Origin of the sequence: Actinoplanes sp. NPDC049316 (assembly GCF_040677315.1) — a bacterium.
Classification (GTDB): Bacteria; Actinomycetota; Actinomycetes; order Mycobacteriales; family Micromonosporaceae; genus Actinoplanes.
This window is the reverse complement of record NZ_JBFAQM010000029.1, coordinates 49499-69344: the sequence shown is the minus strand read 5'-3', so window position 1 is coordinate 69344 and position 19846 is coordinate 49499. Positions and strand designations below refer to the sequence as shown.

The following is a 19846-nucleotide window of genomic DNA, read 5'->3' as shown; positions in this document are numbered from 1 at the left end:
GACGGCCGGCGTTTGGCGGGAGATCAGGTCCGGGTAAGACGGGGCCGTGTCCGTGCATCTGCCTCCCCTGCCGCCGGTCGGTGGCGAGACGACCGGCCCGAACGTCGCCGACGTGATCACCCGTGAGCACCGCGAGCTGCTGGCGCTCTGCGACGAGCTGGCCGCCGCCGACACCGGCGCCGCCCGCGCCCGTACGCTCACCCAGGTCGTCGTGGCCGCCGTGTCCCGGCATCTGTCCGCCGAGGAGCAGTACGTCTATCCCGCCGTACGGGCCGTGGTCTTCGACGGCGACGACCTCGTGGAGCGGGAGGTCGCCGAGGACCGGGCCATGCTGGAGGCGCTGCGCCTGCTCGAGGCCGCGCCCGAGGAGGAGCGCGCCGAGCGGGCCGCGGACGTGCGGCGCCGCCTCAGCCGGCACACGGATGCGGCCGCCGGGGAGTTGCTGCCGCTGCTGGTGCGCATGGCCTCGGTGGAGGAGCTGATCCGGCTGGGGAACCGGGTGGAGACGGCGAAGGAGGCCGCGCCGACCCGCCCGCATCCGGGGACCCCGGCGACGCCGCCGTGGAACAAGGTCGTGGATCCCGCCGTGGCCATCGTGGACAAGGTGCGGGACGTGGTGGGCCGGCGGACGACGTATCCGAAAGATCTGTGACCTTACTGATAGTGCTAGATCGCGCACGAAGGGTTCCGGTACGGGCGTACGGGTTAGCGGGTTTGGTCCGTTTGTTTAACCCGTTTGTCACAACTGGAGGATCTTTGGCTGCCCGAAGGTCTAGCCGATATCGCGCGAACGTCCTACCGTCACGCTATGAACCTGGAGCTGCGGCATCTCAAGGTGGTCTGTGCCATCGCGGAGACGGGCAGCGTGACGAAGGCGGCGTCGCTGCTCGGGCTCGCCCAGCCGGCCCTCACGGCGCAGCTGCAACGCATCGAGCGGACCCTCGGCGGGCCGCTCTTCGAACGCGACCGGCGCGGCGCCCGGCCGACCGCCCTCGGTGAGCTGGTCCTCTCCCGCGCCCGGGTCCTGCTGCCGGCGATGAAAGGCCTGCAGGACGAGGCGGCCCGGCTGGCCGGCGCCGGCTCCGACGACACCATGAGCCGGTACCGGATCGGCTCCATCGGCGGCCCGATCATCGGCGGCATGGTGCACCGGCTCTCCGAGGCCCAGCCGGACGCGCAGATCAGCACTCATGCCTCGTACTACGTGGAAGAGCTGGCCACCATGGTGCTGGCCGGCAAGCTGGACTACGCGCAAGTCGGGGTCTGCGGCGACGCGCTGCCCTCGGCGGAGTACGGCCTCGTCTGGCAGACCATCGCGATCGACGGCGTATGCGTGCTCATGCCGGAGAACCACCCGGCGGCCAAGGGCGTCGACGTGGACCTCGCCGACCTGGCCGAGGAGCAGTGGGTGGCCGGCACCGGCGACGGCTGCTTCGGCGACTGCTTCGCCGCGGCGTGCGCGCGCGCCGGGTTCACGCCGCGGCGGATGCTGGAGACCGACATCCGCGGCTGTGTGGACATGGTGGAGTCCGGGCTGGCCCTGGCGCTGTGCCAGCCGACGTTCCGGCCGCCGGGCGGCCTGACCCACGTCCCCATCCAGGGCGCGCCACTGCGCTGGCGGCAGGTCCTCGGGTGGCACCCGGACAGCCCGGCCGCGCGGGTGGCGCCCCGGCTGATCGGCATGGCGAGCGAGGCGTACCAGGAGGCGGCGGCCCGCAACCCGCTCTACGTCGAATGGCTGGAGAACTATCCCCAGCTCGGCGTGCAACAGCTCACAGCGGCATGAGAAAGCCCCGGCACTTCGACGAAGTGCCGGGGCTTTCCCGTCAGGCCGTCAGACGGCGGCCGGTGACGGCGAGCCGACCTCGAAGGTCAGCCGGTCGTCCTCGACGCCGACGTGAACCGTCTGGCCCGGGGTCAGATCGGCCCCGAGCAGCATCCGCGACAGCCGGTTGTCCAGCTCGCGCTGGATCGTGCGGCGCAGCGGCCGGGCGCCGTACTCGGGCTGGAAGCCGCGGCCGGCCAGCCAGTCGATCGCGGCCGGGGTGAGCTCCAGGCCGACGTCCTGCGCGTGCAGGCGGCGCCGGGTCTCCTCCAGCAGCATCTCGGTGATCCGCCGCAGCTGCTCGGTCTCGAGCTGCCGGAAGATGATGATCTCGTCGATCCGGTTGATGAACTCGGGGCGGAACTGCTCGCGCAGCCGGCGGTCCAGCCGCTCGCGCAGGTCGCGGTCCTCGCTCACGCCGCCGTCCGCGGCGCCGAAGCCGAGCGTGCGCCTGGTGCCGTTGATGATCTCCGACCCGATGTTGCTGGTCATGATCAGGACGGTGTTCTTGAAGCTCACCGTCCGGCCCTGGCTGTCGGTCAGCCGCCCGTCGTCGAGCACCTGCAGCAGGATGTTGAAGACGTCCGGGTGGGCCTTCTCGATCTCGTCCAGCAGCACCACGGAGTACGGCCGCCGCCGTACCGCCTCGGTCAGCTGCCCGGCCTCGTCGTAGCCGACGTAGCCGGGAGGGGCGCCGACGAGCCGGGAGACGGTGTGCCGCTCCTGGAACTCGCTCATGTCGAGGCGGATCATCCGGTCCGACTCGCCGAACAACGCCTCGGCGAGCGACCGGGCCAGCTCGGTCTTGCCGACGCCGGTCGGGCCGAGGAACAGGAAACTGCCCACCGGCCGGTCCGGGTCGCCGAGCCCCGCGCGGGAGCGCCGTACGGCCTCGGCCACCGCGGCGACGGCCTCCTCCTGGCCGACCACGCGGTCGTGCAGGTGTGCCTCGAGGCGCAGCAGCCGCTCGCGCTCCTCCTCGGTGAGCTGCGCGACCGGGATGCCGGTGGCCCGCGAGACGACCTCGGCGATGTCCTCCGGGGTCACCTGCGGCACGCCGTCGGCGCCCGCGCCGGCCTGCTCCATCCGCTGCTTGATCGCGTTGATCTCGTCGCGCAGCTGGGAGGCCTTCTCGTAGTTCTCCGCCGCCACCGCCTGGTCGCGGTCACGGGTGAGCTGCTCGAGGCGGCGCTCCTGCTCGCGGACGTCCGCGGCGGGCGTCTTGACGCGCAGCCGTACCCGGGCACCGGCCTGGTCGATCAGGTCGATCGCCTTGTCCGGCAGGAACCGGTCGGTGATGTAGCGGTCCGACAGCTCCGCGGCGGCGTCCAGCGCCTCGTCGGTGATGCGGACCTGGTGATGCGCCTCGTAGTTGTCGCGCAACCCGCGCAGGATCGCGATCGTGTCCTCGACGCTCGGCTCGCCGACCAGGACGGGCTGGAAGCGGCGGGCCAGGGCCGCGTCCTTCTCGATGTGCCGGCGGTACTCGTCCAGAGTGGTCGCACCGACCACCCGCAGCCGGCCGCGGGCCAGCGCGGGCTTGAGCATGTTGCTCGCGTCCATGCCGCCGCCGTCGCCGCCACCACCGCCGGCGCCGACGAGCGTGTGGATCTCGTCGAGGAACACGATGAGGCCGTCGCCGCTCTGCTGGATCTCGTCGATGACCTTGCGCAGCCGCTCCTCGAAGTCGCCGCGGTAGCGGGTGCCCGCGACCAGGCCGGCCAGGTCGAGCTGGATGACGCGCTTGCCGGCCAGGGTCTGCGGGACGTCACCGTCCACGATGCGCTGGGCCAGGCCCTCCACGACGGCGGTCTTGCCGACGCCGGCCTCGCCGATCAGCACCGGGTTGTTCTTGGTACGCCGTGACAGCACCTCGACGGCCTGCTCGATCTCGGTGGCGCGCCCGACGACCGGGTCGATCTCGCCGCGCCGGGCGAGCTCGGTGAGGTCCACACCGTACTGCTCGAGGGTGGGGGTGTTCGTGCTGCCGCCCTGGCCGCCGCCGGCCGCCGGGGGCTCCGGCTGCTGCAGGCTGCGCGGGTCGACCCGGTCGGCCAGCAGGCGTCCGGCGGTGGAGTCGGGGTTGAGGCCCAGCGCCATGAGGATGTGCTCGGGGCCGACGTACGACGCGCCGACCGCGCGGGAGAGCTGCAGGCTGTCCAGCAGCGCGCGCTTGGCGGCGGGGGTCAGCGCGAGGTGCTCGGGCAGCTCACCGCCGGCGGCACGGGACGCCCCGCCGAGCTCGGCGAGCAGCGCCTCCGGGTCCGCACCGGCGCGGCGCAGCAGCGCCTTCTGCGGCTCCTGCTGCAGCGCGCCCCACAGCAGGTGGTCGGTGTCGAGGTCGGCGATGCCCACCCCGGCGGGAGCCACCTCGGCGGCCCGGCGCGCCGCGTCCGACAGAACCTCGCGGGCGTCGGCGCTCATGTACTTCGTGATGTCGATCCGCTGGGCGGACCGCCGAGGACCTGCCGTGCCGAAGAAACGGGCGAACAGGTCGTCCCAGTCGCCGGGGCCGGTCGGCCCCAGGGGTCCGATACTCATATGTCTTCTCTCTCCTGCGTGTCTCGAGGACTTCGGTCACGCCGAGGGTTCAACGCCCTGAACGATCGTTCAATTCCGGGCGGTGTGAGACGCTGCTGACATGGCCGAACCGCTGCTGGTCGTGGACGCCGCCAACGTCGTCGGCTCGAAGCCGGACGGGTGGTGGCGTGACCGCGCGGGCGCCGCGGCCCGCCTGCGTGATGCGCTCGTACCGATCAACGCCGATGGCCTGCCGGACCTTCCCGGACCGGTCGAGGTCGTGCTGGTCGTGGAGGGTCGCGCTCGTCACACCGAGCCGGTCCCGGGGGTACGGGTCGAGTCCGCGCCCGGCTCCGGCGACGACGAGATCGTGGCCGTGGTGGCCCGCGAGGGCGCCGGCCGGCGGGTCGTCGTGGTGACCGCCGACCGCGGGCTGCGCGATCGGGTGACCGCGCTGGGCGCCGAGGTACGCGGCCCCTCCAGCGTCCCGCGCTGAATCGGGCACTCGGGCACGACCGTCTCATCGGGGACGACTATTCTTGGCGCGTACAGGGTGCCGATCAACCGGGAGGCTGCACGAGTGGCCAGCGTCGCCGAGGTCAGAGCGGCCGTGGACGCCGCGCTCCAACAGGTCACCGAGGGTCAGGCGGCCATCCAGGCGGCCCGGGAGAAACTCGGCGAGGCCCAGCAGAGCCTGGCGGCCGCGCTGGACGGCTCGGCCAACGAGGCCGTCGGCGCCGCGCACGCCTCCCTGTCGCAGGCCGACCAGCAGCTCGAGGAGTGCCTCGGCGCGACGCTGCTGGCGGTCGAGCAGGCGCAGACCTACACGGCGACGCTCTGACGCGATGTCGCTGCTGCAGGAACTCGGCGCCCAGCTCCGCGCCACCTCCGAGGAGCTGCCCACCGGCCTCGTGACGGTGGCGATGGAACGGCTGCGCAGCGCCACCGAGCTGCTCAACTGGGTGCGCCAGACCTCGGTCGACCCGATGGGCGTACCGCAGCTCGGCAACGCGACCGAGCACGCCGAGCACGCCGCGGCCGCGCTGCGCCTGGCCCAGGACGCGATCGAGGCCTACCTGGCAGCGCTGGGCCTGGCCGGGCAGACCGGCACTGCGCCGGACACCGGCTACAAAGCCGGCCTGCAGCCGAAGGAGCAGCCCACGGCCCGCGACGACCAGGCGCCGCCGGCGCCGGAGAAGCTCGGCCCATGGTGGCAGGAGCGGGTGGCCGAGCTGACCGGCGAGGCGCCGCCCCCGGCGAAGGAGGGCGCCGCCGGGCCCGCCGACACGGCCGAGCTGCTGCGCCGGGTCGCCGCCGGGGTCCGCTCCGGCGACCGCGCCCGGCTCGGCCGCGACCTGCACGGCGTCAACGCCGCCACCGGGCTCGGCCTGTCCGCGGCCAGCTCGCCGGTGCTGCGCAAGCTCGCCGGTGACCTGCTCGGGCACGAACCGCGGCCCGAGGATCTCCCCCGGCTGCGCAACGCGGCGGGCGGGCGGGTGCGCTCGCTGCTGCCCGGCACACCGCCGGCCCTGCTGGACACGATGCTGGCCCGCATCTGCCGCGCACCCGCCAAGGAGGAGCAGCCCGCGCATCCCGCCGACTCGGCGGTCACCGCGGGCGTCCTGACCGGCGTCCTGCTCGCCCGGCTCGGCCGCGACCCGGCCACGCTGGACCCGCGCGCGCCGGAACCCGTACGGCCCAGTGGCGCCGATGCCTGACTCGACCGCGCAGCAGGTCGTCGAGGTCCGCGCCGCGCTGTCGCACGCGCTGGGCGCCGCCACCGGCGCGCTCGAGGCCGCCGAGGCCGAGCACGAGGCGGCCGTGACGCGCCGGGCCCGGATCGTGGCGGCCGCCAAGGAACGCCGCCGGCGCCTCGCCCACGAACGCGACAAGCGCCTGCTGCAGATCGACGAGCAGCACGAACGCGACCTGGCGGAGCTCGCCGGGGCGGCCGCCGAGACGGCGCGCCTCGCTGCTCCCGGCGCCGCCGGCACGCCGTGGTCACGCTGGCGGCCCACCCCGGCGGACTCCTCGGCGCCCGCGCCCGACCTGCGCGTGGGGCAGCTGCTGCTGCCGTACGACGGGGAGGTGCCCGCGCTGGTGCCGCTGCTCGACCGCGGGCACGTGGTGGTGCGCGGCGACGACGCGACGGGCGACGACGTGGTGGCCGGGCTGCTGCTGCGCGCCGTCGGCAGCGTGGAGCCGGGCCGGATCACGCTGACCGGGTACGACCCGGAGCAGCTGGGCGGCGGGCTGGCCGGCTTCGCCCCGCTCGCACCCGCCGGGGTGCTGCAGTTCGTCGGTCCGGGCGGGCTCGGCGCTCTGCTCGACGAGCTCGTGGACCACGTCCGGCGGATCAACGAGACCGTGCTGGCCGGCGAGCACTCCTCGCTGCGCGAGCTGGCGGCCGCCACCGGGCGCCGGCCGGAGCCGTGGCGGGTCGCGATCCTGCTCGGCGCGGGGCGCCCGGATGAGCTGTCGCGGCACGAGCGCAGCCAGCTCGACCGTTTGCTGCGCACCGGGGCCGCGTGCGGGGTGCACCTGATCGTTCGCGGCCTGCCGGTCGACGGGGGCGCCGGCGTGGAGGTCGTCGAGGCGGTGCCCGGCGACGACGCCCGGCTGAGCGGGTGCGGTGCTCTGCCCGTACGCCTGGATCCAGGACCGCCGCCCGCGGTCGTGACACGCACCTGCCGGCAGATCGCCGACGCCGTGGCCGCGGGCCCCGCCCCGGTGGCGCTCGACAGCCTGCTGCCCGAGCAGGAGTGGCAGCAGAGCTCCGCGCGGGCGCTGACCGCCCCGCTCGGCGACAGCCCGCAGGGCGCCCCGGTGCACGTGACGCTGTCGGACTACCCACCGCACGCGCTCATCGCCGGCCCGTCGGGCACCGGCAAGACCAACCTCATCTACGCCTGGATGGGCGCGCTCGCCGCCCGCTACTCCCCCGCCGAGCTGGCGTTCTACCTGCTCGACTTCAAGGAGGGCGTGTCGTTCGCCCGGTTCGCGCCGGGCCGCCGCGACCCCAGCTGGCTGCCGCACGTGCGGCTGGTCGGGGTCAACGTGAACACCGACCGCGAGTTCGGCCTCGCGCTGCTGCGCTTCCTCGGCGCCGAGCTGCGCAGCCGGGCCGACGCGGCGAAGCGGCACGAGGTGACCAACCTGGCCGAGCTGCGCGCCGAGGACCCGGAGGGCTCGTGGCCGCGGATCGTGGCCGTGGTCGACGAGTTCCAGGTGCTGCTCGCCGGGCGTGACGCGGTCGCCGCCGAGGCCGTCGACCTGCTGGAGGACCTGGCCCGCCGGGGCCGCTCCCAGGGCATCCACCTGGTGCTGGCCAGCCAGGACGTGTCCGGCATCGAGGCGCTGTGGGGACGCCCGGCGCTGGTGGCCCAGTTCTCGCTGCGCATCGCCCTGCCCCGGGCCCGGCGGGTGCTGGCGGAGACCAACACCGCCGCCGACGTGCTGCCCCGCTATCACGCCGTGGTCAACGCGGACTCGGGCGCGGTCGAGGCCAACCGGGTCGTCCGGGTCCCCGACGCCGGCAACCGGGAGCGGTGGAGCGCGCTGCAGCACCGGCTGTGGCGCCGCCGCCCGCCGGAGCTCGCGCCGCCGCGGCTCTTCGACGGCGACGCGATCCCGCGCCTCGACGACAGTCCGGACTTCCGCGCCATCGCGGCCGCCGGCACCGTCGCCGCGCCGGTGGTGCTGCTCGGCGAGACGATCGACGTGGCCGCCCGCTCGGCGCGCACGGTGCTGCGCCGGGCGCCGGGCCGCAACCTCGCGATCATGGGTACGCGCGTCGACGAGGCGTGCGCGGTGCTGCACACCGTGGCCCGCTCACTGGCCGCGCAGTTCGAGCCGGGCGCGGCCCAGTTCGCCGTGGCCTGCCTGGACACCGACGCGGGCACCGCGGTGGAGGCGCTCAAGGGCGTGCTGCCGCCGGAGACCGGCTACTACGACGCCGACACGGTGGAGTTCCTCTTCGAGGACGCCGCGATCCGCGCGACCGAGGGGACCGCGGCCGACCGCCCGCTCTTCCTCCTGCTGTACGCGGTGGACGCGGCGCCCGGGCGCAACCACGAGCTGCTGCGCCGGATCCTGCGCCAGGGTCCCGAGCGCCGGGTGCACGTGATCGGCTGGTGGCGCGGGGCGTCGCTGCTGCGCGACACCCTCGGCGGGCCGAGCTCGCGCACGGATGTGATCGGCGCGTGGGTCGCCTTGGACGTGCACGGCAGCGAGCTGTCGCCGTACTACCCCGGGCACGGATCGCCGACCTGGTATCCGAGGCCGTGGCGGGCCCTGCACTTCGACCGCTCGGTGCACCGCGGCGCCGAGGTCATCATCCCCTACGGACCCTCATGACCACTCCCGACGCTGACGGCACGCTCGAGCGCCGTACCCCCGACTACCGCAGCGTGCTGCGCAAGCTGACCAACCTGGACCAGGAGGCGGCCGCGCACCGCGCGGAGGCGCACACCTGGCACGACACCCGGGCCAGGGAGGCCGACGAGGCCGTGCGCGCGGCCGACCAGCGCATCCGTGCGGCGCAGGCGGCGGTACACGCCGCGCAACGGCACCGCGACGAGGTCGACGCGCAGGTCGCCGGGTTGTGGGCCGAGTTCGCGCACAAGGTGGGCCGCATCGCCGACCGGTTCGGCCACGCTCCCCAGCCGACGGTGCCCCGCCAGCGGGACCGGGACGCGGAGGACTATTTGCAGGAGGCGGCAGCCACCGCGGCGTGGACACCACCGGCCAAGCCGCTCAAGGGCGCCACCCTGCTGTACGTGGGCCTCGGCGCGCTCGGCGGGGCGCTGGGCCTGGCGGCGTGGTCGCTGCTGCGCTGGGCGGGCCGGGAGAGCGGCGGCGATCTCGCGGTTGGGCTGCCCGTGGTGGCGCTGATCGTCGCCCTGCTCGGGCCGATCCTCGCCGTGATCACGGCGAAGCGGGTGGCGGACCGCAGCGGCAACCCGCTCGACGCCTCCGCGGTCGCCACCGTCCTCATCGCCGCGCTGATCACCGCGGGGCTGATCCTCGCCGTGGTGCGCAACAACGCGCCCGGCGGCTGAGCCACCCGGCTCAGGCGGGAACCAGCACCGCCTCCCGCAGCAGGCGGCGGGCCAGGACGAGCCGGTCGGCGTCGTCGTCGAGCGCGGGCAGGTCGCCCACCCGGTGGATGCCGCCGTCGAGCGCCGTACGTACCGCTTGCTCGCAGAACGCGGGGAACCGCAGCGTGCGGTCCAGGAGCTGAAGAACCACGTGCTCCGGGCCGTCGGCGTGCAGGCTCCAGCGCAGCCCGTGGCGTACGGCCACCCGGTCGCCGGCGGTCAGCCGCTCGGCGAAGTCCAGCTGGGCGAGCGGGCGTACCGGTTCGGGGCGCTGCGCCGGCCAGGCCCGGGCCCGCAGCCGTTCGGCCACCTCGGCCGGGTCCGCGGTCAGCAGCCAGTCGCGCAGGGCGGCCACCGTGCCGGTCAGTTCGGCGGCCACCTGGTCCGGGTCGGCCACGTCCATCCCGTACGGCAGGGTCGCGCGCAGCCGCGGGTCCTGGGCGGCGAGGTGGAGCAGCTCCTCGACGAGCGCGTACCGGGTCAGGGCCCGTACCCCGAAGGTCAGGTGCAGCGACCGCTCCCCCTGCGCCTCGGCCGAGTGCAGCCAGCCGCGCGGCAGGTAGAGGGCGTCGCCCGGGGCGAGCACCACGTCGAGCGTGGCGGGCCCGTCGGCGACGGCGCCCACCTCGTCGGCCCGGCCGCCCCAGGTCTGGCGTTCGAGGGGCTCGGGCAGCACCGGCTCGTGCACCCGCCAGCGCTTGGTCCCGTCGACCTGCAGCACGAACACGTCGTGGGTGTCGTAGTGGGTGGCGAAGCCCTTGTTGCCGGCCGGGGTCAGATACGCGTTGACCTGCAGCGGCTGGCGCAGCTCCGCGCCGAGGCGGCGGGCGTACTCGATGAGCGGCGGCCAGATGCGGTGCAACCCCTGCAGCACGAGGGTGGCGCCGTCGGCGTACAGGCGCATGACCTTGTCATCGACGACCTGGTCGCCGATCTCGGCGCCGGCCCCGCCGGAGCCGGTGAAGGCCGAGGCGGGCAGCACGGTGCCCTGGTTGGCGACCCGCAGGAACGGCGTCCGCAGGCCGCGCTCGCTGAGCAGTTCGTCGACGGCGTCCGGGGACAGCAGGTCGAGGAAGCCGCTGGGACCGGCGAGCTCGTCGGCGCGGGTGAGCAGGGGCTGACGCCCCCAGTACGCCTCCGCGAACTTCGCCGGGTCGACGGCGACGGCCCGGGACAGGGCCGGGCGGCGGTCGGTGCCGCCCGGCGCAGGGTACGTCATCGCGGCAGACCTCAGGAGGCGCTGCCGTCGGCGCCGCCGTCGTGGCCGCCCGGGTTGGCGCCGCCGTCCGCGGGGCCCTCACCCGAGGCGCTGCCGTCGGCGCCGCCGTCGTGGCCGCCGGGGTTGGCGCCGCCGTCGGCCAGGCCCTCACCCGAGGCGCTGCCGTCGGCGCCGCCGTCGTGACCGCCCGGGTTCGCGCCGCCGTCCGCGGGGCCCTCGCCGCCGGCGCCGCCGTCCGCGCCGCCGTCCTGGCCGCCCGGGTTGGCGCCGCCGTCGGCCACACCCCCGCCGGAGACGCCGCTGCCGCCGGTGATGTCGTCGTCGCTGAGTCGCATGGTGGTTCCCCTTCGTCGGTGGAAGGTTCCCCCGGTACCCGGTTTCGATCACCCCTAATCTGGCAACCCTGGCGGTGTGCTGGTGATGGGCACCTCAGGCTGGCAGTACAAGGACTGGCGACCCCCGAAGGGCGGCGACAGCTCGCGGCCGTACCTGTATCCGGAAGGGCTGCCGCAGCGGCTCTGGCTGGAGCACTTCGCCGGCGTGTTCGCGACCGTGGAGATCAACAATGCCTTCTACCGGCTGCCTGAGCGCGACACGTTCGCTCAGTGGCGGGAGCGTACGCCGGAGGACTTCTGCTTCGCGGTGAAGATGAGCCGTTACCTCACCCACATCAAGCGGCTGAAGGAGCCCGAGGAGCCGGTGGCCCGCTTCCTGGGCCGCGCCGAGGCGCTGGGCGACAAGCTCGGCCCCGTGCTGCTCCAGCTGCCGCCGACGCTGAAGGTGGACGTGCCCGCGCTCGACCGAACGCTGTCGTTGTTCCCGCGCGAGGTCAAGGTGGCGGTCGAGCCGCGGCACGACAGCTGGTGGACCGACGAGGTGCGCGACGTGCTCAAGGGCCACAACGCGGCGCTGTCCTGGGCGGACCGCAAGGGCCGGCCGGTGACCCCGCTGTGGCTCACCGCGGACTTCGGCTACCTGCGGATGCACGAGGGACGGGCGCAGCCGTGGCCGCACTACGGGCGCGCGTCGCTGTCCGCCTGGCTGGACCGGCTGCCGGACGTGCCGACGTACGTCTACTTCAACAACGACCCGGGCGGCGCGGCAGTGACCGACGCCATCGCCATGGCCGCGCAGGCCCGCCGCCGCGGGTGGCCGGTGACGCGGACGCCGTAGGCTGGCACCAATGGACGTCGAGCTGAACGGGCGGGTGCCCGGCGTCGCCGAGCTGCATCGGCTGATCGCGACCAACTACGGGCACTACACGTCGCTGCAGGTCCGCGACGGGCGGGTGCGCGGCCTCGCGCTGCACCTGGCGCGGCTCGCGGACGGCGCCGAGGAGCTCTTCGGGCACCGCGTCGGCGTCGAGGAGGAGCACCGCCTGCTCGGCCTGATCCGGCACGCGCTCGGCCGTACGCGGGACGCCTCCGTCCGGGTGACGCTGGTGCCCGGGCCGGGTGGCGACGAGGGGCCGCCCGACGTGCTCGTGACCGTTTCCGATCCCGCGCCCGATCCGGCGGGGCCGCCGCTGCGGGTGCAGACGGTCACGTACGAGCGGGATCTGCCCGAGCACAAGCACCGCGGCACGTTCATGCTCGACTACCACGTCCGGGAGGCGCGCCTGGCCGGCTTCGACGACCGCCTCTTCGTGGGCCGCGACGGCAAGGTCCGCGAAGGCACGTCCTGGAACGTCGCGTTGTGGGACGGCGAGCAGGTCGTCTGGCCGGTCGCGCCGGTCATGCGGGGCATCACCATGGTGCTGCTGCAGATCGCCATGACGATGAACGGCACGCCGTGGACGCTGCGCCCGGTCGACGGCGCGGACCTCGCGTCCTTCGCGGGCGCCGCGGCGGTGAGCTCGGCCGGAATCCGGGCGATCGGCAGCATCGACGAGTTGCCGCTGGCGGACGCGCCGCTGGTGAAGGTGCTCGCCGAGACCTGGGCCGAGGTGCCCTGGGACGAGCTTTAGTCGTCCTCGCCCAGCAAGCCGATCAGCGTGGTCGCGTTGCGCTGGGCGTAGTCGGAGTAGCAATTGTTGAGAAAGACCTGGGTCTTCACGGTCTCCTCGGCGAGCGTGCGCAGCTTCGGCGCCCACTCGCGCAGCTCCTTGTCGGAGTAGTCGTAGCCGAACTTCTCGTGGATGTCCTTGCTGGTCCACTTGTCGCTGTGACCGTGAAAACGGACGACGGCCAGGTCGGCGGTCGCGGCCACGATGGGCGGCACGGACGACTTGTGGCCCTGCGGCATGTCGACACAGACCAGCGGCAGCTCGTGCCTGCGCAGGAACTGCAGCGTCTCCTCGGCGTTGTCGCCGTCGAACCAGGACGCGTTGCGGAACTCGAAGACCGGGCGCAGCGGCTTGCAGCGGGCCGCGACCTCGCGCAGATAGTCCTTGTTCGACCGGCGGATTCCCCACCACGGCGGGAACTGGAACAGCAGCGCCCCGAGCTTGCCGGCCTCGACCAGCGGGTCCAGCGCAGCGAGGAAGCGGGTCCAGACCTCCTCGTACGCCTGCGGCGGCAGGTCCTGCGGGTAGACGTTCTTCTTGTCCGTCTCTGGGCGCAGGTCCTTGTAGATCGCCGAGACCTTGGTGGGGTGGCCGGTCAGCATGCTGAAGGCCTTGATGTTGAAGGTGAAGCCGTCCGGGGTGCGCTGCGCCCACAGCTTCGTGGTCTGCTCGTTCGGCGGCCCGTAGTACGTCGAGTCGACCTCGACCACGGGGAACTGCTTCGCGTAGTAGGCGAGGCGCTTCTCCGCGGTGTCGGCGGACTTCGGGTACCACCCCGATTCGAGCAGCGTCTTGTCGGTCCACGAGGCCGTGCCGACCTGGATCTCACCCATGAGCTCAAGCTAGCGCCGATACGAGCGGTCCGCCGCCTTCGCGAGGAGGGCGGCGGACCGGATCGGCGTCGTGGTCAGCCCGCGCGACGCTCGCGGTTGGCCTTGCAGTGCACGCACGTGGTGGCCGACGGGAACACCTCGAGCCGCTCGACCGGGATCGGGTTGTGGCAGCTCTCGCAGTTGCCGTACGTGCCCTCGTCGAGGCGCTGCATGGCGATCTCCGCCTGCGTGCGCCGGTCGAGCAGAGTGCGCAGCAGCGACGTCGCCGCGTCGCGCTCGGCGGTCTTGGACCCGCTGTCGGCCTGGTCGTCGCCGGCCGCGTCACCGATCTCGACGAGCCGCAGCCGCTGGTTCTCGGCGACGGCTTCCTCGTACTCGGTGTTGAGATCGTCGTACCGGGCCTTCAGCAGCTCCCGGATCTGCGAGATCTCCTGCGGCGAGCGCCCCTTGGCGGTGTCGGCACCTTTACCCGTGATGACCGCGCTGTTGACGAGCATGTGCTCCCCCTGCCCTTCCCTCTGCCCCTGCCGGTGGACTCCCCCGCGCCGGCCCGTGGTGTTGCCACCGTCGGGGTCGGCTGATACCCACCGCCGAAGATCCGAAACTCGGATCCCCGCAAAAAAGTAACCGCAGCATAACTGTCAGTGGTCTCCTTCGCTACGGACTGCGCCAACATGCTGACGCGTCGCAGCTCACAAGCGGGTTGAGGCGGATTCACTCACGCTCGATGACCACCGCGGGACGCCGCGGATCATTGAGGCGGACCACGACGTCGGCGAATGCGGCCGGGTCCACCTCGGTGCCGTAGCGGGCGTACGCGGGCAGCGTCCAGAGCTCGGCGGGATCGGTCCGGCGGCGCAGGGCACCGGCCGACAGTTCGAGATGGACGGTGACGTCGAAGGGCAGGCCGGCGCCGAGCAGCAGCGGACCGTTCACGATCACCACGGCGTTCGGGGGCAGCTCCCGGTACGGCTCGCGGGCCGCCCGGTCGACGCGGGCGTCCCAGAGGCGGGTGACGATCCGCCCGTCGCCGCCCGGGCCGGCCGGGTCGAGCACCTCGCGGCGCAACCCGGCCTCGTCCAGCCAGCCGGTGTAGAACGACTCCGGGTTGGTGCGGCCGAACTCCAGCCGCACGGAGGCGGGGCGCAGGAAGTCAGCGGCGTCGATGCGCACCGCCGGGCGGCTGCGCACCCGCAACGGGTCGACGAGGGCGTCCGCGAGGGCCCCTGGGGCCGCCGCCCCGGCCCCGTCGATCGCCACCCGCAGCCGGGCACCGGGCGCCTCGGCGGCGAGGCGGTCGGCGAGCTCCTCGACCAGGACCTCGGTCGAGACGGGACGCACGCGCACCCGACGAGTGTAGGCGCGCCCGCGCCGGCACGGCCGCCGCGGGCAGCGCCCCGGCCGCCCCTACTCGTGCGGGAGGACGATGATGCGGGCCTCGTCGGACAGGCGGTAGCCGACGCCGTACACGGTCGTGATCAGCGGCAGGTGCGAGCCCATCTTCACGCGCAGCCGGCGGACGTGGACGTCCACCGTGCGCTCGCCGGTGTGCTCGTAGCCCCAGACCGCGTTGAGCAGCTGGGTGCGGCTGAAGACGCGGCGCGGGTGGTCGGCGAGGAACAGCAGCAGATCGAACTCGAGCCGGGTCAGCGGGAGCAGCTTGCCGTCGAGCATCACCTGGCGTGAGGCCGTCAGCAGGCGCACCTCGACGCCGCCCTCGGCGGGCTCGGCCACGGGCGGCAGTGCCGGCTCGGGCTCCGGCTGCTCCAGGGCCACCGAGCCCTGGCCGGCCTCGACGAGCTCGCGGACCGCCTCGATCAGGCGGTGCGCCTGCGGCGGCAGCGTGTCGCCGGTGAGGGGAATGTTCAGGGTCACGGTGAGGGCCGTGGGCGGGGCGGATGCGGCCGCCGGACGCCGGATGGCGGCCACCCGGCCCGACCCCGTCGCGTGTCGTCCCGTACGCCCCGGCAGGGCGGTGACCGGCATGAAGCCTCCCGCGTCAAAGAATGGAAACACCGCACAGTACAACGGCGATCGAATTAATGCACGCTTAAACCGCGGTCGATATTTCCGGGATGGCGGCCGACGGGTCAAGGCGGCAACCACACTGTGGGATACTTGTTCCATAACCGTTGGATGCATCGTGTTTTTCAGCACAGGGAATGCGATTACCACACCCCGCGGTTAACGGCGGGCGTCCGTTTCTTGCAGATGTGAATAAACGACGGTTCGCCGAGGTTACGGCGGGGGCAGCCGCCAGCCGGGCACCGAGGGCCAGCGTACGGTCAGCACGACGGTCTCCACGTCCCCGGCCTGCCAGGAATGGTCTTGGCCCGGCCCCCAGACCACGTAGTCCCCCGGCTCGCTCAACACCACTGTGCGATCGCGCAACTCGATGTGGAACACGCCACGGATCAGCACCAGCAACGCGGTACGGATCTCCTGGGTCGCCCACGCCGCCCGGCGCTCACCCGGCGGGTGGACCCCCCACTTCACCTCCACCGCGTCGCTGTGCAGCAGCTCGCCCTTGGGCATGAAATGGCCCAGCAGCCAGCCCTGGTTCCGCACGCCGTCCTCGCCGGCGCGACCGGCGTAGACGCCGTCGGTCACCCGCTCACCCCCTCGCAAATGCGGGCGACATTAGCACCCGTACGCTGGCGGTATGGCCGAGGAATTGGACGCCGAAACGATCGCGTTCGCGCACCGGATGTTCGACCTGGCGCGCACCGGCGGGGCGGAACAGCTCGCGGGCCAGCTCGGCCACGGCCTGCCCGCCGACCTGACCAACGACAAGGGCGACACGCTGCTGATCCTGGCGGCGTACCACAACCACCCGGACGCCGTCGCGACGCTGCTGCGGCACGGCGCCGACCCGGGTCGCGTCAACGATCGCGGGCAGACCGCGCTGGCCGCCGCGGTGTTCCGCAAGAACGCCGAGACCGTGCGGATGCTCCTGGACGCGGGCGCCGACCCCGACGGCGGTGCGCCCAGCGCGCGGGAGACCGCCGCGTTCTTCGACCTGCCGGAGATGACGGCGCTGCTGAACGGTGAGTGAGATGAGCCTCGCCGGCGACATGGCCGGAGCCGCCCGCGACCTGCTGGCCGGGCATCCGGCGGCGGGCGTCGCGTTCGGTGACCGGCACCGGCGCTGGATCGAGTACCGGCCGCAGCCGCGTCCCGGCGCCTCCCTCGGCGAGCTGACGCCCGGCCCGCGCAAGGCCGCTCACCGGCTGCTCGCCACCGGGCTGAGCCCTGCCGCGTTCGCACAGGCGATGGCGGTGATCGCGCTGGAGGAGGTGCTGGACCGCCGCGAGGGCGGGCGGCGCGGCCGGCACAGCGAGGACTACCGGGTGATCGTCTTCGGCGTGCCCGGCGACGACGCCTGGGCGTGGCGCTTCGAAGGTCACCACCTGTCCGTCAGCATGACCGTCGCCGGCGGGCGGGTCTCCCCCGCGCCGGTGTTCCTCGGCGCCGATCCGGCCCGTGTGGACGCGCTGGGGCGGCCCGTGCTGCGGCCGCTGGGCGTCGAGGAGGACCTCGGGCGCGAGCTGCTGCTCTCGCTGTCGGCGCAGGCACGCCGTGTTGCGGTTGTGGGGGACGTCGCGCCGTACGACATCCGCACGGCGACCCATCCCCGCAGCGCGCCCATCGCACCCGCGGGCGTGGCCCGCGCGGATCTGCGGCCCGGCGAGCGTGCGCTGCTCGACCAGCTGGTGGCCCTCTACCTGGGCCGGCTTCCCGACGAGCTGGCGGCGGCGCTGGACCCGGCGGGCGGGCCGGTGCACTTCGCGTGGGAGGGCGCGGCGCAGCCGGGCACGCGGCACTACTACCGGATCCAGGCCGACGACCTGGTCATCGAGTTCGACAACACGACCGACGACGGCAACCACGCGCACACGGTGCTGCGGCGGCCGCTCGGCGAGTTCGGCGGCGACATCCTGGCGGAACACCTTTCGGCGGGTCTTCATTAGGTTTTCCGCCGCGGGTGGGATCAGCGCCGTCACACCGCGGCTGAGCGGCACCGGGCCGCCCAGCCGCGGACGGTTCAGCTGCCGCCGGAGGTGAGGCGGCGGCCGACGGCCGCGATGAGCCGGTCCAGTTCGGAGCCGAACGGGTTGTCGTGCACGAGGTATGTCCACGTGGCGCTCGGGCGGACCATCTCCGCGCGGTCCGGCTGCCAGCCGTCGGAGAGGTCGACCTCCTCGAACGTCTCGATGGTGCGGCGCTCGATCTCGGTGAACACCTTCTGGAAGGCCGGCACGGCGAAGCGGTGGAACTCGTCGAGCGGGTCCAGCTTGCCCAGCGCCCGCAGGTGGACACCCTCGCGGACCTCGGAGAGCTCGGCCAGGTGCTCGGCCCAGAGCCGGTCGAGGTGATACAGCGCGATCGAACGGGCCGCGTCGGAGAGCACGTCCTCGTCGATCGACTTGGCCTTCTCCGGCGACCTCTCCAGCAGCATGATCGCGGCGACCTCGCTGGTCAGCAGCCGCTCGCGCCGCTCGGCGAGGGCCAGGCGCTGCTGCTCGATGACCACGCTGTAGCGCCAGGTGTTGCGGTGGATCTCGTGGTTGACGCCCTCGGCGACGCGCTGGGCGTGCTCGACGGCGTACTCGACCTGGTCGTCGTGCACGACGCCGTCCATGTCCATCCGCGGCGACGACGGCAGGATGTCGCCGGCGTGCCGGGTGACCAGGTCGTCCTCGAGGCTGACGAAGAACACCGAGCCGCCGGGGTCGCCCTGCCGGCCGGCGCGGCCGCGCAGCTGGTCGTCGACGCGGCGGCTGTCGTGCCGGCCGCTGCCGATGACGTAGAGGCCGCCCAGCTCGACGACGCGGTCGCGGTCCTTCTCGTCGCTGCCGCCGAGGCGGATGTCGACGCCGCGGCCGGCCATCTGGGTGGAGACGGTGACCGCGCCGAGCGCGCCCGCCTCCGCGATGATCGCGGCCTCCTCGTCGTCATTCTTGGCGTTGAGCACGTTGCTCGGCACGCCCGCCGCCGCGAGCTGCTTGGCCAGCAGCTCGGAGGCCTTGACGTCGAGGGTGCCGATCAGCACCGGCCGGCCCTTCTCGTGGGCGATCTTGATCTCCTCGACCAGCGCCTCGTCGCGCATGTCGTGCGCGGAGTAGATGCGGTCCGGCTCGTCCTCGCGGATGTTCGGCGTGTTGGACGGGATGACCGCGACCTCGAGCTTGAAGTACTCGCGCAGCTGCTCGCCGACGTGCACGGCGGTGGCCGTCATGCCGCACACGGTCTTGTAGAGCGCGATGTACGCCTGCACGGTGATCGTGTCGAGCACCTCGCCCTCGGCGGTGGCGTGCAGGCCCTCCTTGGCCTCGACAGCCGCCTGGAGGCCGTCTGGCCAGCGGCGGCGCTGGGCGACGCGGCCGCGCATCTCGTCGATCAGCTCGACCGTGCCGTCGCGGACGATGTAGTCGACGTCGCGGCGCAGCAGGGCGCGGGCGTGCAGCGCGACGTTCACCGCCGAGAGCTGGGCGACGTGCTCGTCGGCGTACAGGTCGATGCCCATCTTCTCCTCGAGGGCCTTGAGGCCCGCGTCGGTGAAGGCGACGCTGCGGCCGTCGTCGGCCACCTCGTAGTGCTTGCCCGCGCGCAGATCGCGAACCAGCTCGGCGGCCTCGTGCACCGGGTCGCTCTCGCTGGTGACGCTGCCGGCCAGGACCATGGGTACGCGCGCCTCGTCGATGAGGATCGAGTCGGCCTCGTCCACGATCGCGGTGGCCAGCTCGCGCTGCACCCGGTCCTCGACGTCGGTCACCAGCTGGTCGCGCAGGTAGTCGAAGCCGCCCTCGCTGACCGAGACGTACGTGACGTCGGCGGCGTACGCCTCGCGGCGCTCCTGCGGCGTGGACGCCTCGGTGACCCAGCCGACGCTCAGGCCGAGCAGCTTGTAGACGGGCTCCATCCAGGTGGCGTCGCGGCGGGCGAGGTAGTCGTTGACCGTGAGGACGTGCACCGGCCCGTTGCCGAGGCGGACGTGGCCGTACGCGGCGACCGTGGCGGTCAGCGTCTTACCCTCACCGGTGGCCATCTCCGCCACCTTGCCGGAGAGCAGCGCCATCGCACCGAGCAGCTGCACGTCGTACGGCCGCTGCTCCAGCGCCCGCCGCGCGGCCTCGCGGCCGATGGCACAGATCTCCTCGTAGGTGTCCGCTTCCTGGGCCGCGGCGGTCAGCGCCTCGTCGTCGAGCTCACGCAGCGCCTCCTCACGGGCCTCGATGTCCGGCAACCTCTTCCGCAACGGCGCGAGGTCGACCGTGGTGCCCGGACGCTGCAGGAACTTGCGGAACCGGCTCTTCAGCCGCTGAGACACACCCATGGCGGGTT

General features: G+C 73.3%; 20 protein-coding genes. 11 read left to right on the top strand and 9 right to left on the bottom strand.

The window, feature by feature from the left end:
• The first annotated feature begins 46 nt into the window (after nt 1-46).
• Both AB0K03_RS32635 and AB0K03_RS32630 read left to right on the top strand, forming a co-directional pair.
• Entirely contained in the window at nt 47-652 is a 606-nt protein-coding gene (locus tag AB0K03_RS32635; RefSeq protein ID WP_364692957.1) for a hemerythrin domain-containing protein, read from the top strand.
• Between the two features lie 156 nt (nt 653-808).
• A complete protein-coding gene (locus tag AB0K03_RS32630; RefSeq protein WP_364692954.1) occupies nt 809-1786 on the top strand; it encodes a LysR family transcriptional regulator in 978 nt (325 codons plus the stop codon).
• 48 nt (nt 1787-1834) lie between these two features.
• Here the strand turns inward: AB0K03_RS32630 and AB0K03_RS32625 are convergent, their stop codons facing one another.
• A complete protein-coding gene (locus AB0K03_RS32625) occupies nt 1835-4366 on the bottom strand; it encodes an ATP-dependent Clp protease ATP-binding subunit (protein WP_364692951.1) in 2532 nt (843 codons plus the stop codon).
• Between the two features lie 100 nt (nt 4367-4466).
• Between AB0K03_RS32625 and AB0K03_RS32620 the strand changes: the two genes are divergently transcribed.
• The 5 genes from AB0K03_RS32620 to AB0K03_RS32600 all read left to right on the top strand — a co-directional run bounded on the left by AB0K03_RS32620 (nt 4467) and on the right by AB0K03_RS32600 (nt 9405).
• Nucleotides 4467-4841 carry a hypothetical protein gene (locus AB0K03_RS32620; protein WP_364692948.1) on the top strand — a complete coding sequence of 125 codons (375 nt, stop codon included), beginning with the start codon at nt 4467-4469 and terminating at the stop codon, nt 4839-4841.
• Between the two features lie 84 nt (nt 4842-4925).
• Complete coding sequence (locus AB0K03_RS32615; RefSeq protein WP_199513115.1) at nt 4926-5186, top strand: hypothetical protein; 261 nt, start codon at nt 4926-4928, stop codon at nt 5184-5186.
• Nucleotides 5187-5190: 4 nt separating this feature from the next.
• Nucleotides 5191-6063: a hypothetical protein gene (locus AB0K03_RS32610; RefSeq protein ID WP_364692945.1), complete on the top strand. Its 873-nt coding sequence runs from the start codon at nt 5191-5193 to the stop codon at nt 6061-6063.
• Nucleotides 6056-8701, top strand: a complete 2646-nt coding sequence (locus tag AB0K03_RS32605) for an FtsK/SpoIIIE domain-containing protein (protein WP_364692942.1) — start codon at nt 6056-6058, stop codon at nt 8699-8701. The genes AB0K03_RS32610 and AB0K03_RS32605 overlap by 8 nt, the downstream gene beginning before the upstream one ends.
• Nucleotides 8698-9405, top strand: coding sequence for a hypothetical protein (locus tag AB0K03_RS32600; RefSeq protein WP_364692939.1), 708 nt, complete (start codon nt 8698-8700; stop codon nt 9403-9405). Before AB0K03_RS32605 ends, AB0K03_RS32600 begins: the two co-directional genes overlap by 4 nt.
• Nucleotides 9406-9415: 10 nt before the next feature.
• Here AB0K03_RS32600 and AB0K03_RS32595 read toward each other — a convergent pair whose 3' ends face one another.
• Nucleotides 9416-10663, bottom strand: coding sequence for a JmjC domain-containing protein (locus AB0K03_RS32595; protein WP_364692936.1), 1248 nt, complete (start codon nt 10661-10663; stop codon nt 9416-9418).
• Between the two features lie 11 nt (nt 10664-10674).
• The gene (locus AB0K03_RS32590) at nt 10675-10998 is read right to left on the bottom strand and encodes a BatC protein (RefSeq protein ID WP_364692933.1); all 324 of its coding nucleotides are present in this window, start codon (nt 10996-10998) and stop codon (nt 10675-10677) included.
• Between the two features lie 85 nt (nt 10999-11083).
• Between AB0K03_RS32590 and AB0K03_RS32585 the strand changes: the two genes are divergently transcribed.
• Both AB0K03_RS32585 and AB0K03_RS32580 read left to right on the top strand, forming a co-directional pair.
• Entirely contained in the window at nt 11084-11836 is a 753-nt protein-coding gene (locus AB0K03_RS32585) for a DUF72 domain-containing protein (protein ID WP_364693106.1), read from the top strand.
• 10 nt (nt 11837-11846) lie between these two features.
• Nucleotides 11847-12629 carry an aminotransferase class IV gene (locus AB0K03_RS32580; RefSeq protein WP_364692930.1) on the top strand — a complete coding sequence of 261 codons (783 nt, stop codon included), beginning with the start codon at nt 11847-11849 and terminating at the stop codon, nt 12627-12629.
• Here the strand turns inward: AB0K03_RS32580 and AB0K03_RS32575 are convergent.
• The 5 genes from AB0K03_RS32575 to AB0K03_RS32555 all read right to left on the bottom strand — a co-directional run bounded on the left by AB0K03_RS32575 (nt 12626) and on the right by AB0K03_RS32555 (nt 16111).
• The gene (locus AB0K03_RS32575) at nt 12626-13501 is read right to left on the bottom strand and encodes a DUF72 domain-containing protein (RefSeq protein WP_364692927.1); all 876 of its coding nucleotides are present in this window, start codon (nt 13499-13501) and stop codon (nt 12626-12628) included. The genes AB0K03_RS32580 and AB0K03_RS32575 overlap by 4 nt on opposite strands.
• Nucleotides 13502-13575: 74 nt before the next feature.
• Complete coding sequence (locus AB0K03_RS32570) at nt 13576-13998, bottom strand: TraR/DksA C4-type zinc finger protein (RefSeq protein ID WP_364692924.1); 423 nt, start codon at nt 13996-13998, stop codon at nt 13576-13578.
• Between the two features lie 217 nt (nt 13999-14215).
• Nucleotides 14216-14848 carry a uridine kinase gene (locus AB0K03_RS32565; RefSeq protein ID WP_364692921.1) on the bottom strand — a complete coding sequence of 211 codons (633 nt, stop codon included), beginning with the start codon at nt 14846-14848 and terminating at the stop codon, nt 14216-14218.
• A 60-nt stretch (nt 14849-14908) separates the two neighbouring features.
• Nucleotides 14909-15376 (bottom strand): winged helix-turn-helix domain-containing protein, encoded by a 468-nt coding sequence (locus tag AB0K03_RS32560; RefSeq protein ID WP_364693103.1) that lies wholly within the window; start codon nt 15374-15376, stop codon nt 14909-14911.
• A gap of 363 nt (nt 15377-15739) precedes the next feature.
• Nucleotides 15740-16111 (bottom strand): signal peptidase I, encoded by a 372-nt coding sequence (locus tag AB0K03_RS32555; RefSeq protein WP_364692918.1) that lies wholly within the window; start codon nt 16109-16111, stop codon nt 15740-15742.
• 52 nt (nt 16112-16163) lie between these two features.
• Between AB0K03_RS32555 and AB0K03_RS32550 the strand changes: the two genes are divergently transcribed.
• A complete protein-coding gene (locus AB0K03_RS32550) occupies nt 16164-16556 on the top strand; it encodes an ankyrin repeat domain-containing protein (RefSeq protein WP_364692915.1) in 393 nt (130 codons plus the stop codon).
• Nucleotides 16557-16575: 19 nt separating this feature from the next.
• Nucleotides 16576-17472 (top strand): DUF3500 domain-containing protein, encoded by an 897-nt coding sequence (locus tag AB0K03_RS32545; protein ID WP_364693100.1) that lies wholly within the window; start codon nt 16576-16578, stop codon nt 17470-17472.
• A 74-nt stretch (nt 17473-17546) separates the two neighbouring features.
• Here the strand turns inward: AB0K03_RS32545 and secA2 are convergent, their stop codons facing one another.
• Nucleotides 17547-19838: an accessory Sec system translocase SecA2 gene (gene secA2 / locus AB0K03_RS32540; RefSeq protein WP_364692912.1), complete on the bottom strand. Its 2292-nt coding sequence runs from the start codon at nt 19836-19838 to the stop codon at nt 17547-17549.
• Nucleotides 19839-19846: the final 8 nt, after the last annotated feature.